The following is a 13,508-nucleotide window of genomic DNA, read 5'->3' as shown; positions in this document are numbered from 1 at the left end:
GTTTACCTTTAAAATAACGGCTTTATTATCGACACAACAATGCATGCCGGCGCCCGAACCGCTCAATATACAACCTAAACGCATTTTGGTGATAACGCTGCGCTATCTGGGCGACACGCTGTTGACCACGCCCTTGCTCAGCGCGCTAAAGCAGGCATATCCGGACGCGGCCATCGACGTGCTGCTGTCGCGCGGCAACGTCGGCATGCTGGAAGGCAACCCGGACGTGAGCGCACTGATTCCGGTGCCGGCCAAACCCAAGGTTTTCGAATTATTGGCGATTCTGGCTCGATTATGTCGCCGCTACGACTTGGCGATCTCGACTCAGACCGGCGACCGGCCGACGCTGTATGCCTGGGCGGCCGGCAAAGTCCGTTTGGGCTTCGTACCGGAGCAAACCGGCAAGGCTTGGTGGAAGCAATGCTTGCTGACCCGCTGGCTGGTGTTCGGCGACGATTACGGCCATGCGGTGCTGGAAAACCTGAGATTTTGCGCGCCCCTCGGCATTCCGCCGGTATTCCGGCTGACGCCGCCCTATTCCGAGTCATCGTTCGACTTACCCACGGATCTAGCGAACCAAGCCTATGCGGTACTGCACATTCAACCGCAATGGCGCTACAAGGCCTGGCCGCTGGCGCAGTGGCGGCAACTGGCTGAATTTTTAGCCGATCGCGGCTATCGCATCGTATTAACCGGCAGCGGCCAGCCGGCCGAGCGCCAGGTCTTGGCGGAATTCAAATCCGGCCTGGCTTGCGATGTCTTGGATTTGAGCGGTGGTCCAAGCCTGGCCGAACTGAGCCGGCTGATCGGCAACGCTGCGTTGTTCGTCGGCCCGGATACCGGCATCACCCATTTGGCCGCCGCGACCGGCGTGCCGGTATTCGCGCTATTCGGGCCGACCGACCCCGGCAAATGGGCGCCCTGGCCGACCGGTTACGCCGAAAACAGGCCGCCGTTTGCCAAGTGTGGCTCCGGCCAAGTCGGCAACGTGCATCTGATTCAAGACGCCGCGCCGCGCGCTTGCCTGCCCTGCCAACTGGAAGGTTGCGAGCGCCGCCGGGATAGCCGCAGCGACTGCCTGGAACAATTGCCGGCCGAGCGCGTCATTGCCGCAATCGACGCCGACTGGAGCAGCGAAGCCGCGACCATCGTCCGGCATCACGAGAACAATCGGATGTGTTTTGACGTAAAACCGTCGATAATCGTCCCTTAGCCATGACTTTCGACTTTTGCATGACCGAATCGCCGACGCTCGACCGCATCCTGGTACTGAATGTCAAAGCCTTCACCGGGCGCCGCCAATTCATGGAACGCCAATTGGCCGAATTCGGCTTGAGCGCCGAATTCGTCACGGACTGGGATATCGAGGAATTGACCACCGAGATGCTAAGTCAAACCTTCAGCACCGATGGCCTGACGCCGGGCCAACAATCGTGCGCGTTAAAGCACGTCGAAGCCCTACGCCGCATCGCCGCCGCCGGTGACCGCCACGCACTGGTATTGGAAGACGACGCGGTGTTCAGTCCCGACTTCCGGCTGGGCATAACGCGGGCTCTGCAACAAAGCGAGCGGTTTCCAGGCCACAAGGTCATTTACATCGGTTCCGGCGGCAATTTTTTCACGCCAAAAAGCCAGCGCCGCCCCGGCCAGTATTTGTACCCCGGCCATCGCGGCCGCTTTGCCGATTCGTACATCATCGACTCCGCCACCGCGCAAAAACGCCTGAATTGGATTACCGAAAATCGTATCGCGCAACCGATCGACAATCAGTTCGAGACCATCGACAAGCAATTAGGCATTCAAATCCTATGGCTGGAAGAGCCGGTCGTCGAGCAAGGCAGCAAGAACGGCTTGTTTCGAAGCGCGTTGGAAAGCGATCCGCCGCCGTTGCTGAAAGGTTGGCTATTCCGCTGGGAAAAACTCAAACGCAAATATATTTATCAACTGTGGCGTTAACTCCATGACTCACGCTTATTCCGACACCGCGCTGAACGTCAGCCGCGGACTGGCGATTTTCGCGGTCGTCGCGGTACCGATGTCCACCGCCGCGACCAGCATCGCTTGCGTGGCCATGCTGGCGGCTTGGCTGGCTTCCGGAAAGGCCTTCGCCACGCTGCGGCAATCGTGGCGGCATCCGCTGGGCAAAATGATTGTCGCGTTTTACGCCTGGCTGGTCGTCGGCACCTTTTATGCCGACACGGACTGGCCGGCCAAACTGCAAACCCTGTCGAGTTGGAAGAAACTAGCTTACGCCTTTATGCTGCTGGGCCTGTTTCAATCGCGGCGCTGGCAACAAAGCTTCGTCTATTATTTCGTCGGCGTTATGGCCGTCGCCGCTATCGTCGCTATTCCACTATGGGCGACCGATTGGGTGGTGCGTAGCGGCCGCGGCGCCGGCATCTTCATGACCAATCATTCGACGCAAAGCATGGCGTTCACGGCCGCGCTGCTGGGTACGATATTTGTGTTGCACGAACCACTGTCGCCGCGCTGGAAAATCGCGGTCTGGAGCGCCGCCGCGCTGTTCGTGTTCAATATTTTCTTCGTCAGCACCGCCCGTAGCGGCTATCTGGCGCTGCCGGTCGCGGCGGTGTTTGCTTTCGGCTCGCTGTACGGTTTTCGGAAATTGCCGTATTTCATCGGTGCGGCGGCGGTCGCGGTTGCACTGTTCGTCGCGACCTCCGACACCGTGCAACAGCGGATACAGGTCACGCTGGACGAACAAGCCCATTATCAAACCAGCGCCAGCGAGACCTCGATCGGTCTGCGAGTGGTGTTTTACCGAAATACCTGGCAATTGATCCGCGAGCATCCCTGGCTGGGCTATGGCACCTCGGGTTTCAAACCGGCTTACGAGCAAGTGGCGAAACTCAACGGTCAGGGTTGGCACGCGATGAGTACCGGCGACCCGCACAACCAATATCTGTTTATCTGGGTCGAAAACGGGATTTTCGGCGTACTGCTGTTTTTAGCCTACATCGGCGTCGGCTTGCGGGAAGGCTTGGCGAATCGGCCTTACGGCGCGATCGCCGCGAGTTTTTTGGTGGCGATCAGTGCTTCCAGCCTGTTCAATTCCCATTTCAAAACGTTCGCCGAGGGCTATCTGTTGGCGTTCTTTCTGGGCGCGTTGCTGAGCCGACCGGCCGAGCTTGACGATGCTTAGCGTCATCGTCATCACCAAAAACGAAGCCGGCCATATCGGCCGCTGCCTGGCCTCGGTGGCCTGGGCCGACGAAATCGTCGTTCTCGACTCGGGCAGTAGCGACGACACTGTCGCGATAGCCCGGCAGTTTACCGACCAAGTGTTCGTGACCGACTGGCCCGGCTTCGGCCCGCAAAAGCAACGGGCCTTGGATAAAGCCTCTCACGACTGGGTGTTATCGCTAGACGCCGACGAAGAAGTCGGCCCGGCCTTGGCCGAGGAAATTCAACAGGCCATCCGGCAAAATGCTATCCGAGGCTTCGAAATTCCCCGGCTGTCCAGCTACTGCGGCCGGCCGATTAAACATAGCGGCTGGTGGCCGGATTATGTCTTGCGATTGTTCCGGCGCGACGCGGGCCGATTCAGCAACGAGGTAGTTCACGAACGGGTCGAAGTGCAAGGCCCGATCGGCCGTTTGAACCAACCGTTGTTACACGAGGCTTTCGTCGATCCGGAAGAGGTACTGCACAAAATCAACAGTTATTCGACGCTGGGTGCCGAGAAACTGTTCAAAGCCGGCGCGCGCGCCAGCCTTGGCAAGGCCATCGCCAAGGGGCTGTGGACTTTTTTCCGCGGCTACGTGCTCAAGGCCGGCTTTCTCGACGGCCCGCAAGGCTTGATGCTGGCGATTTCCAATGCCGAGGGCGCGTATTACAAATATCTGAAATTGCGGGAACTGCACCGCTTACATCGATGAACGGTCTGATTTCGGTCATCGTCGCCACCTACAACTGGCCCGAGGCACTGGATGCCTGTTTGGCCGGTTTACTGGCGCAATCGGACAGTCAATTCGAAATCTTGGTCGCCGACGATGGCTCGCAACCGGAAACCGCCGCTCGGATTGCCGCATGGCAAGCCGTTGCGAGCCGGCCGATCCGCCATGTGTGGCACGAAGATCGCGGCTTCCGGGCCGGAACGATACGTAACCGGGCGGTTGCGGTCAGCCGGGGCGATTATCTGCTGTTCGTCGACGGCGACTGTGTGACTTTGCCGGACTTTGTCGCCCGCCACCGCCAACTCGCCGAAACCGGCTATTTCGTGCCGGGGAACCGCTGCCTGCTGAGTCAGGCTTATACCGAGCAGGTGTTAAGGCAAGGCTTGCCGTTACACAGTCGAAGCAAGGCGTATTTCTTGGTGCAACGCCTGTGCGGCCGGATCAACCGCTGGCTGCCCTTGCTGTATTTGCCATTGACCGCTTGGCGCTACGCGCGCGCCGAACATTGGCAAAACGCGATGACTTGCAATCTGGCGGTCTGGAAAGATGACTTTTTCAGGGTGAACGGCTTCGATGAAATCTACGAAGGCTGGGGGTACGAGGATTCGGACTTGGTGATCCGTTTGCTGCACTGCGGCATTCGCCGCAAGGAAGGCCGCTTCGCGGCACCGGTGCTGCATTTATGGCATCGCCAAAACGACCGGAGCCGCCACGACCAAAACTACCAACGACTGTTGGCGCGAGTCGCCGACCCCGCTGTGATTCGAGCCGAACGCGGCGTAGGCGACACCTTTGAATTACAAACGACTCCGGCCGCCGTGCAAGCGGGTCAATAGCACCGCTTCGTCGCGCGTCAAGCCGCAATCGCGCACTAAATCCTCGACGCCGACACCCCGGCGAATTTTCGCTATCACATCTTCGTAACCTTGGGCGGGACGCTCAACGGCTTCGGCCACCGCCGGCGTGTCCAGGGCGGCTCGCGGCCGCTCGGCAACCCGTTCGGCGATACTATTCAGTCTGGCGTCGGCATTCGCCAAGCGCCGGTCTACCGCAACCGCCGCCGAACACAATCCGGCCAAATCGTCGTGGTTACGCTGAATCTGCGCCTCCAGCAAACCATAGGCTTGCCTGAGCTTGCGGTGGTCGTGCAACAACCGGAGCATCAGCAACAACATCGCGACGACCGCTACGGTCAAAGCCCAAAGCAGATATTCGCTCATCACACTCTTTCGTCTATGTGTTCGGCCGGTTGTCGGTTTGGCGGCAATTTGGGCTTGGTCGGCGGTTGTTGCCGTTGCTCGCGACGCTGGCGCTCGTCGCGCTCGACCCGAGGAACGACAATGACCGGCGGGTTGGGACTAATCGGAGTGATTTCAGTCATGGCCAGCCTCCCGAGGCTGCAATGCTATTCGGTAACGATCGCCGCCGGTCCTTACCGACTAGGCGAACTAGAACATGTCCAATTCGGCTTTTTCGTCGTCGCTGAGGAATTTGTTCAAATCGACCAAGATCAACAACTGGTTGTCGCGGCTGGTGACGCCCTGGATGTATTTGGAACTCTCTTCGTTACCGACATTCGGCGCGGTCTCGATTTCGGAGGCCCGCATCTCGACGACTTCGGCAACGCTATCCACCAAGATACCGATGATGTGTCGGTCGGTTTCGATGATGACGACCCGCGAGGCGTCGTCGGTTTCCTTGGACGGCAGACCGAACCGGTTTCGGGTGTCGATAACCGTGACGACATTGCCGCGCAAATTGATGATACCCAACACGTAGGACGGCGCGCCGGGCACCGGAGCAATTTCGGTTACCCGCAGCACTTCCTGAACCTGCATCACGTTGATGCCGTATTTTTCGTCGCCCAGGCAAAAAGTCACCCATTGCATGATCGGATCGCTTTGTTTTCTATCTTCGCTCATGTTGTTCCATCCGGATTGATTACTGAGGTTTGCGGTGCGGCACCAATTGTTTGACGTCGACGATCGCGGTCAATTCTTCGATCACGGTGCCTATCAGCCAAGGGCGCTTGCGCCTGACCGTTCGCCACCGAACTTTTTCCGGTTTCAGTTTGCCTATCGACAAAATTTCGTCGCAAGCCAGACCCCATTTTTTATCTTGAGTCACCAACACGCACTTGAACGGCCGTTCCTCCAAATTGCGTTGCTGACCACGCGTCTTGCCGAACACCAATTGCCCGGTGTCGAGCACGCCGATCCGGCTATCCTGATCGTCGAGCAATCCCAGAAACCAGGAGGGCTGGCCCGGAATTTTACCGGGTTTGCGTTCAAGGCGGATGGTTCTGGCCAAATCGACCAGCGGCGCCGCCAATATCAATTGATCGACCTTGAAAAACAAAGCCTGGAATTCAGTCAGCGCCCAATCGGGCATTACCGTCAATGCCTGAAGTTTAGCCGGATTTTCTAGCGCGACAAGCGCGGGCTCCGGCAAGTGAATGAGCGCTTTCTCGGCTTGGACCGCCACAGCGGGCGCCAGTGTCTGCGCCGACCGCTGTTCTGCTGGCGCGACGGTAGCCAGATCGGCCTCGTCCGCCTCCGGAACGACTTCCAATAAGGTTTGCAGATAGGCGTCCAGCGCAAGTTGCTGCTGGACGATGCGCGGAGGCGGTTTTGCTTGTTTCATGAATGCGGTGTCGAAGAGTTGTCGCCGCTTTTTTCAAGCAATAACAATTCCAATAATTCGGTATAGGCTTCGGCCGCCCGCGCGGTTTTGTCGAACAAAGGCAGCGGAGCGCCGACTCGGCTGGCTTCGCGGACTTTAGTATCGACAGGAATCACCGATGGCCAGACGTTGTCGGGATATTGCCGATACAGCGCCGCCAACGCGTCGCGGGCGGCCTTGGTGCGTTTGTCGAACATCGTCGGCACGATGGTAAAACGCGGCGGCGTCTTGCGCGAATGAAACACCATTTGAATGGTATGCACCATACGGTCCAGCCCCTTCAGGGCCAAAAACTCGGCCAACACCGGCACGATCAGTTGCTCGCAGGCCGCCATTGCGTTGATCATCAACACACCCAGCATTGGCGGGCTGTCGATAATCACGTAATCGTAACGGTCGGAAAGTTTGTGCAACGCGGTGGAAATCACCAAGCCCATGCCGCCGATCGCCGCGACCTGCCGATCCAGCGTGGCAATCGCGGTGGAAGCCGGCATCACCGAGATTCCGTCGAAATCGGTGCGGGCGACATACAGCTCCGGATCGATATTCTTCTTTTTCTCGCTGGCATCCCGAAACAAGTTGTAAACGCCGTGTTCGACTTCCTCCGGATTCATGCCGAAATAACTGGTCAACGAGCCGTGCGGATCGAGATCGACCAACAGCGTGCGAAAGCCCCAAGTGCTGAGCAATCCACCCAAGGTGACGACCGTGGTGGTTTTACCGACCCCGCCTTTTTGATTGGATACTGACCAGATTTTCATACATTCGCCGCTTATGGAGCCGGTTGAGCGACCGGCGCTTCGGGAGGCGCCGGTGGCTGCGGCGCCAAATTCAAGGCCTTGGCGCGTTCGTCGTCACTCATACCGTAGCGGGCAAATGCCTGGGACATCAACACCAATACGACGCGGCGATTCTTGAAGCGGCCTTCCTCGTGATTGTTATCGGCAATCGGATGAAATTCTCCATAGCCGACCGCCGATAAACGGGTCGACGGTATGTTGTTCTTGACCAATTCCTTGACGACGCTGGTGGCCCTGGCCGACGACAGGTCCCAGTTGGACGGAAAGTAACCGGTCGAAATCGGCACGTTATCGGTATAACCCTCGACATTGATGACATTGGGCACATCGCGTATGGCCTCGGCGACCTTTTGCAGCACCGGGATCGCCTTCGCCGACAATTCGGCCTTGCCGCTGGCAAACAGCAACTCGCTGTTCATTTCCAGCTCCACCCAAAAATCGTGCTTTTTAATACCGACTAATTGGCTTTCGACAAAGGGTTGCAGCGCGCGTTGAAATTCTTGGGAGACTTCGTCCAGACGGCGCTTTTCCTGCATAATCTCCTCGCTCAGCTCACGCTCCTCGGCCGTAACGAGGTTGGGCAACTCGATCGGTTGAACCGTGGTCGGAATGGCGCCGATTTGAATCGGCTCGGCGTCGCGCTGGACTTTCTCGTTGTGGAACAGCGCCTGATCCAGAGATTCGGAAAAGGTTTCGTATTTGCCTTTGTTGACCGACGAAATCGAGTACATCACGACGAAAAACGCGAACAGCAACGTGACGAAATCGGCGTAGGACACCATCCAGCGATCGTGGTTATCGGACTGATGCGGCGGTTTGCGGCGGCGGCGTACCATCGTTACTTATCCAGCAAAAAACCGGAGAGTTTCAATTCGATGTTGCGCGGGTTTTCACCCTCGGCGATCGACGAAATCCCTTCGATGACCATTTCCCTGGCCTGAGTGACTTCGAACACCAACGCTTTCAGCTTATTGGCAATCGGAATGAACAACAAGTTCGCCAAGCCGACGCCGTAAATCGTGGCCACGAAGGCGGTGGCGATACCACTGCCCAACAGCTCGGGCTTGGCCAGATTCTGCATGACATGGATCAAGCCGATCACCGCGCCGATAATGCCTATCGTCGGAGCGTAACCGCCCATCGCTTCGAACACCCTGGCGGCTTGCATGTCCAGATGTTCCTTAGTGGTTAATTCCACGTCCAGACAATCGCGGATCACTTCCGGCTCGTTGCCGTCCACCAACAGTTGCAAACCCTTCTTGGCGAACCCGTCCTTCTCGGACTCTATCACCGATTCCAAACCCAGCAAGCCCTCTTTTCTGGCCAAGGTGCTCCAGCGCACGATTTTGTCGATCTGCTTTTTCAGCTGTAAGTTCTGCGGCACGAATATCCAACCGAAGATGCGCACGCTACGTAGAAAAACCTTGGGGGGGAACTGCAACAGAGTCGCTCCCAGCGTACCACCAACCACAATCACGAAGGCATGGACGTTGACCAGCGATCCGATTTCGCCGCCACCCATCAGGTTGCCACCGATGATCGCGGCAAACCCTATCAGAACTCCGAAAATGCTGAGAATATCCATTAATGCAGTCTTTTGAATTGATTGGCGATTTCGCTCAACGAATAAATTTTGTCGGCCAAACCGGCTTCGGCGATCGCTCTGGGCATGCCGTAAACCACGCAACTGCGTTCATCCTGAGCCCAAATCGCGGCGCCCGCTCGTTTGAGTTGCTTGGCACCTTCGCGCCCGTCCGACCCCATGCCGGTCAATACGACCGCCAACATACGCCCTTTGAATTCAGCCGCCAACGAGGCGAAGGCGATATCCACCCCCGGCGCGTAGAGTTCACCGGGCGTTTTATTTCGCAACGCCACCGTCAATTTGCCGGCGGTGCGAACGAACTCGGTCTGTACGCCCCCCGGCGCCAATAAAGCCACGCCGTTTTGCAGTTCGTCGTGGTCCTGGGCCTCCCTGACCCCGACACCGCATAGTTGATTCAAGCGATCGGCGTAACTCTTGGTGAAATGCGCCGGCATATGCTGAATCAACACAATCGGAAAACGGCAAGCTGGCGGCAAGTGCGTCAAAATGTCCTGGATAGCCATCGGGCCGCCGGTGGAAGCCGCGATAACCAGTAAATCAATACGCTCGATCGACTCGCCGCCATGTTCAGCGCGGAGCGACGCCGCCGGGTGGCGCTCGACATCGGTGGGCCGGGGTGCGGTAGGAGAGCTGTAACCCGGACCCGCGACGGGTTTGGCGGGCATTCGCCGCGCTTGCGCGGCCAATAGCCGCAGACGCAAGCGCAAGGTTTGACAGGCAAGCTTGCGATTGGCGTCGATATCTTCGAGCTGCTTCGGCAGAAAATCCAGGGCCCCGGCTTCCAGCGCATCCAGCGTCGCCTTCGCGCCGACCTGCGTCATTGCCGAGAACATCAGAATCGGGCAAGGCCGGGTCGCCATGATTTGCCTGACGGCGGTGATGCCGTCCATGACCGGCATGTCGACATCCATCGTGATCACATCAGGCATTAACAGGGCCGCCATCCGAACCGCTTCCTTGCCGTTTGCGGCAATCCCAACCACTTTAAAGTCGGACTCTTCCTCTAAAATGTCCCGGATACGTTTGCAGATAAAGTCGGAGTCATCCACCACCAAAACCCGTATGGTCATGGCAGTCGTCAGATCGCGTATTTTTTCACCAGACCCGGCACGTCAAGTATCAACGCGATTTTTCCGTCCCCGGTGATCGTAGCTCCCGATAAGCCATCCAAGCCGTGCAACTTTGCGCCTAATGCCTTGATAACCACCTCTTCCTGGCCGACCAGCTGGTCGACGACGAAGCCGACCTGACGACCGCCGGCGTTCACCACGACGACGTGACTGGTACCCTGCGCCTCCGACGTCCGGTAATAAGGCGTCTGCACCAACCATTCGCTAAGATAAAACAAGGGCAAGGCCTTATTACGAACCATGACGACCAACTGCCCGTCCACTTTGTTGGTTTTGCTCAAATCCAGATCGAGGATTTCCAACACGCTGGCCAACGGTAATGCAAAGGCCTGCCCGCCCAGTTTGACCATGAGAGTCGGCATGATCGCCAGCGTCAGCGGAACTTTAATAATAATGGTACTGCCGCGCCCCTCGACCGAATCGATCTCGACGATACCGTTCATTTGGGCGATCCGGGTTTTGACAACGTCCATGCCGACACCGCGACCGGACACATCGGAAATTTCGCTTTTCGTCGAAAAACCGGGCACGAAGATCAGGTTGTAGCACTCCTTGTCGTCCAGCCTGGCCGCGCTTTCTTCATCCATCAGACCTTTTTCGACCGCTTTCGCTCGCAGCACGTTGGCATTCATGCCCTTACCGTCATCGGTGATCGACAGTTGGATGTGGTCGCCCTCCTGCGACGCTTTCAATACCACGACACCCTCTCTGGGCTTGCCTTGCGCTTCGCGCTCGCTGGGAGACTCTATGCCATGGTCGACGGCGTTTCTAACTAAATGCACCAACGGATCGGCCAAAGCCTCCACCAAGTTTTTATCCAGATCGGTGTCTTCGCCGACCAAGTCCAAGCGAATTTCCTTTTTCAAATTTCTGGCCAAATCGCGTACCACCCGAGGAAAGCGACCGAACACTTTTTTAATCGGTTGCATTCGGGTCTTCATCACCGCAAGTTGCAGATCGGCGGTCACGACATCCAGATTGGAAATTGCCTTGGAAAGCTGTTCGTTGGCTTCGGCGGTCGCCTTCAAGGTCTGAAACCGGTTACGGACCAAGACCAACTCGCCCACCATATTCATAATATCGTCGAGGATCTGGGTGTCTACCCTAACCGTGGTATCGGCTTGAGGAGTCGCCTTGGCATTGCCGTTTTCAACACCGACTACCTTGGCGGCCGGGGTCCGCTCGTTGTCCGAAAGGGGTTTGCTGACCTCGGCTCGGGGCACGACCGGTTTTGCCGTTTCCGGTTTGGGGGCTTCCACGACCGGTTCCGGATCGATAACCATAGGCTCGATGTCGCCTAACGGTAAATTCGCGGCATCGAACCTACCTTTTCCGTGCAATGAGTCCAGGACCTGCTCGAATTCTTCGTCGGTGATGTCTCCGGAATCGGTGGCCGGGCTTGGGTTCTCAACGGGAGCGGCAGAAAACTTGCCTTTGCCGTGCAACTCATCAAGTAAATTTTCGAACTCGTCTTCGGTGATTTCGTCGTCGGCAACCGGCTTGGCGGATGCGGGCACCGTCGGTGAACCGCCCTTCCCGTGCAATGCGTCGAGCAGTTCTTCGAACTCTTGTTCGGTAATTAAGTCGCTGGCTCCGGTCTCGGATTCGTCCATTTCCTCTGGATCCAGCATCGCCTCGAATTCTTGCGCAACCAATTCCTGCGGCGTCAAACCCTGTGGGTCGACGACTTCCAAATGGTCGGACTCCTGCTCAGCATCAGACTCCGGCTCCGGCTCCGGCTCCGGCTCCGGCTCCGGGAGCGTATCTTCAGAGGAAGAAGCTGTCGCGAAACCGTGCAAACGCTGCAATAACCCCTGATCGGCGGCTTTCGGCATGTTGCCGGTACGCACAATATTGAACATCTCATTGACGATGTCGATGACTTGCAGAATTGCATCCATCAAATCCGGAGTAACTTGGCGATCGCCCTGCCTCAAGACATTGAATACATCCTCGGCACTGTGACAAATATCGACCAGTGCGGAAATCGACAGAAAACCGGCGCCACCCTTGATGGTATGAAAGCCGCGAAAAATCGCGTTTAGCAGTTCGAAATCACTGGGCGATTGCTCTAGTTCAACCAATTGTTCGCCAAGTGACTCCAGAATTTCTCCGGCTTCGACCAAGAAATCCTGCAAAATTTCGTCGTCCAAATCGATCGCCATAGTCTTTCCTCAGAAACCCAAGCTGGAGAGCAAATCATCGACATCCACTTGACTGGTGGCGACATCGCCAGCCTTGTCGTCCACGCCCGGCACTACAGGCCCCGGCAATTCGTGCGATGCCGACTCGGCGCGAGCGGCATGCGGCACGACCCGCGAGCTGGAAATACTGATCAAATTGACCATGCTGGTTTCCAATTCCTGAACCAAGTCGATGACGCGACGAATGATTTGGCCCGTGATGTCCTGAAAGCCTTGAGCCATCAGAATATCGTTCAAACCTTGTTGAATCCGCTCAAACGAACCTTGGGTTTGATTGAAATACTGGCTGAGTTCCACGCTCATGGCCTTGAACTCTTCGAAAGGCATTTCCCTATCTAAAAACCGGTTCCACTGTTGCGCCAATTGTTTGGCCCTATCGCTCAACTCATCGGAAACCGGCAGCAATTCTTCGACGGCGGTCAAGGTCTGGTCGGCGGCCTGCTCGGTCATCGCGATCACATAATGCAAGCGCTCCTTGGCATCCGGAATGTCGTGGGCAGTCAATTCGGTAATTTTCGAGTCGACGGAAAAGCTGACCATGGTGTCGTGAAGCTGCCGAGTCAAACGACCGACTTCCTTGAACAATTGCGTCTCCCGGAGCCCGGCGACTTGATCCAACAGGCGATCCGCCTCGTTTTCATCCTGCTTTTCCAGCGCCGCGACCAAATTCCGGGTCAAATTCAGCAAATCACTATTCATGGGCCTCGTTCCGGACAATTAGCCTTCGATACGCTCGAAAATCTTTTCGATTTTTTCTTTCAACGTTGCCGCCGTAAACGGTTTGATCACATAACCGTTCACACCGGCTTGGGCCGCGGTGATAATCTGCTCCCGCTTGGCTTCCGCCGTCACCATCAGCACCGGTAGATTGGCCAGGCTCGGGTGGGCTCGCACCGCTCTTAGCAGATCGATACCGGTCATCCCCGGCATATTCCAGTCGGTAATCAGAAAATCGATACCGCCCTTCTCGAGTATCGGCAACGCCGTTCGGCCATCGTCGGCTTCCACAGTGTTCGTAAACCCCAGATCTTTCAAAAGGTTTTTTACAATTCTCCGCATTGTCGAAAAGTCGTCGACAACCAGAATGCGCATATTCTTATCCAAGGAAAATCTCCACCCTGACTACTTAATTCATTTGAGAAAGAGGCGATTCGCTGAAAAAACCGAAC

At 57.0% G+C, this 13,508-nt stretch carries 16 protein-coding genes; 5 read left to right on the top strand and 11 right to left on the bottom strand.

Features of this window, described 5'->3' with window-relative positions; translation table 11 throughout:
• The first annotated feature begins 43 nt into the window (after positions 1–43).
• From ACQE3D_RS02440 to ACQE3D_RS02420, 5 genes are read left to right on the top strand one after another with little or no spacing between them, the layout of a single operon-like run.
• Positions 44–1,213, top strand: a complete 1,170-nt coding sequence (locus ACQE3D_RS02440; RefSeq protein ID WP_313729210.1) for a glycosyltransferase family 9 protein — start codon at positions 44–46, stop codon at positions 1,211–1,213.
• 20 nt (positions 1,214–1,233) lie between these two features.
• Entirely contained in the window at positions 1,234–1,956 is a 723-nt protein-coding gene (locus tag ACQE3D_RS02435; protein WP_313729211.1) for a glycosyltransferase family 25 protein, read from the top strand.
• Positions 1,957–1,960: 4 nt separating this feature from the next.
• Positions 1,961–3,163, top strand: a complete 1,203-nt coding sequence (locus tag ACQE3D_RS02430; protein ID WP_313729212.1) for an O-antigen ligase family protein — start codon at positions 1,961–1,963, stop codon at positions 3,161–3,163.
• Entirely contained in the window at positions 3,156–3,899 is a 744-nt protein-coding gene (locus ACQE3D_RS02425; RefSeq protein ID WP_071154977.1) for a glycosyltransferase family 2 protein, read from the top strand. The genes ACQE3D_RS02430 and ACQE3D_RS02425 overlap by 8 nt, the downstream gene beginning before the upstream one ends.
• Positions 3,896–4,753 carry a glycosyltransferase family 2 protein gene (locus ACQE3D_RS02420; RefSeq protein ID WP_071154978.1) on the top strand — a complete coding sequence of 286 codons (858 nt, stop codon included), beginning with the start codon at positions 3,896–3,898 and terminating at the stop codon, positions 4,751–4,753. Before ACQE3D_RS02425 ends, ACQE3D_RS02420 begins: the two co-directional genes overlap by 4 nt.
• Here the strand turns inward: ACQE3D_RS02420 and ACQE3D_RS02415 are convergent.
• The 11 genes from ACQE3D_RS02415 to ACQE3D_RS02365 form a co-directional block, all read right to left on the bottom strand.
• Positions 4,715–5,137, bottom strand: coding sequence for a DUF2802 domain-containing protein (locus ACQE3D_RS02415; protein ID WP_071154979.1), 423 nt, complete (start codon positions 5,135–5,137; stop codon positions 4,715–4,717). The two genes, ACQE3D_RS02420 and ACQE3D_RS02415, sit on opposite strands and share 39 nt — an antisense overlap.
• Entirely contained in the window at positions 5,137–5,298 is a 162-nt protein-coding gene (locus tag ACQE3D_RS02410) for a hypothetical protein (RefSeq protein WP_168033604.1), read from the bottom strand. Before ACQE3D_RS02410 ends, ACQE3D_RS02415 begins: the two co-directional genes overlap by 1 nt.
• A gap of 67 nt (positions 5,299–5,365) precedes the next feature.
• The gene (locus ACQE3D_RS02405; RefSeq protein WP_064025049.1) at positions 5,366–5,839 is read right to left on the bottom strand and encodes a chemotaxis protein CheW; all 474 of its coding nucleotides are present in this window, start codon (positions 5,837–5,839) and stop codon (positions 5,366–5,368) included.
• 19 nt (positions 5,840–5,858) lie between these two features.
• Complete coding sequence (locus ACQE3D_RS02400) at positions 5,859–6,560, bottom strand: chemotaxis protein CheW (protein ID WP_064025051.1); 702 nt, start codon at positions 6,558–6,560, stop codon at positions 5,859–5,861.
• Positions 6,557–7,360 (bottom strand): ParA family protein, encoded by an 804-nt coding sequence (locus ACQE3D_RS02395; protein WP_064025053.1) that lies wholly within the window; start codon positions 7,358–7,360, stop codon positions 6,557–6,559. Before ACQE3D_RS02395 ends, ACQE3D_RS02400 begins: the two co-directional genes overlap by 4 nt.
• An 11-nt stretch (positions 7,361–7,371) precedes the next feature.
• On the bottom strand, positions 7,372–8,235 hold the full coding sequence (motD, locus tag ACQE3D_RS02390; protein ID WP_064025055.1) for a flagellar motor protein MotD: 864 nt from the start codon (positions 8,233–8,235) through the stop codon (positions 7,372–7,374).
• A gap of 2 nt (positions 8,236–8,237) precedes the next feature.
• Positions 8,238–8,984, bottom strand: coding sequence for a flagellar motor protein (locus ACQE3D_RS02385; protein ID WP_064025057.1), 747 nt, complete (start codon positions 8,982–8,984; stop codon positions 8,238–8,240).
• A complete protein-coding gene (locus ACQE3D_RS02380) occupies positions 8,984–10,075 on the bottom strand; it encodes a protein-glutamate methylesterase/protein-glutamine glutaminase (RefSeq protein WP_313729213.1) in 1,092 nt (363 codons plus the stop codon). The genes ACQE3D_RS02385 and ACQE3D_RS02380 overlap by 1 nt, the downstream gene beginning before the upstream one ends.
• Before the next feature lie 8 nt (positions 10,076–10,083).
• Positions 10,084–12,300 carry a chemotaxis protein CheA gene (locus ACQE3D_RS02375; protein WP_313729214.1) on the bottom strand — a complete coding sequence of 739 codons (2,217 nt, stop codon included), beginning with the start codon at positions 12,298–12,300 and terminating at the stop codon, positions 10,084–10,086.
• Positions 12,301–12,309: 9 nt separating this feature from the next.
• On the bottom strand, positions 12,310–13,038 hold the full coding sequence (locus ACQE3D_RS02370) for a protein phosphatase CheZ (RefSeq protein ID WP_064025064.1): 729 nt from the start codon (positions 13,036–13,038) through the stop codon (positions 12,310–12,312).
• A gap of 18 nt (positions 13,039–13,056) precedes the next feature.
• Positions 13,057–13,431, bottom strand: coding sequence for a chemotaxis response regulator CheY (locus ACQE3D_RS02365; RefSeq protein ID WP_064025066.1), 375 nt, complete (start codon positions 13,429–13,431; stop codon positions 13,057–13,059).
• Between the last annotated feature and the right edge of the window lie 77 nt (positions 13,432–13,508).

Source organism: Methylomonas sp. MS20 (genome assembly GCF_050275925.1).
Taxonomy (GTDB): domain Bacteria; phylum Pseudomonadota; class Gammaproteobacteria; order Methylococcales; family Methylomonadaceae; genus Methylomonas; species Methylomonas koyamae_A.
The sequence above is the reverse complement of the archived record's forward strand: the minus strand, read 5'-3'. Positions and strand labels throughout refer to the sequence as shown.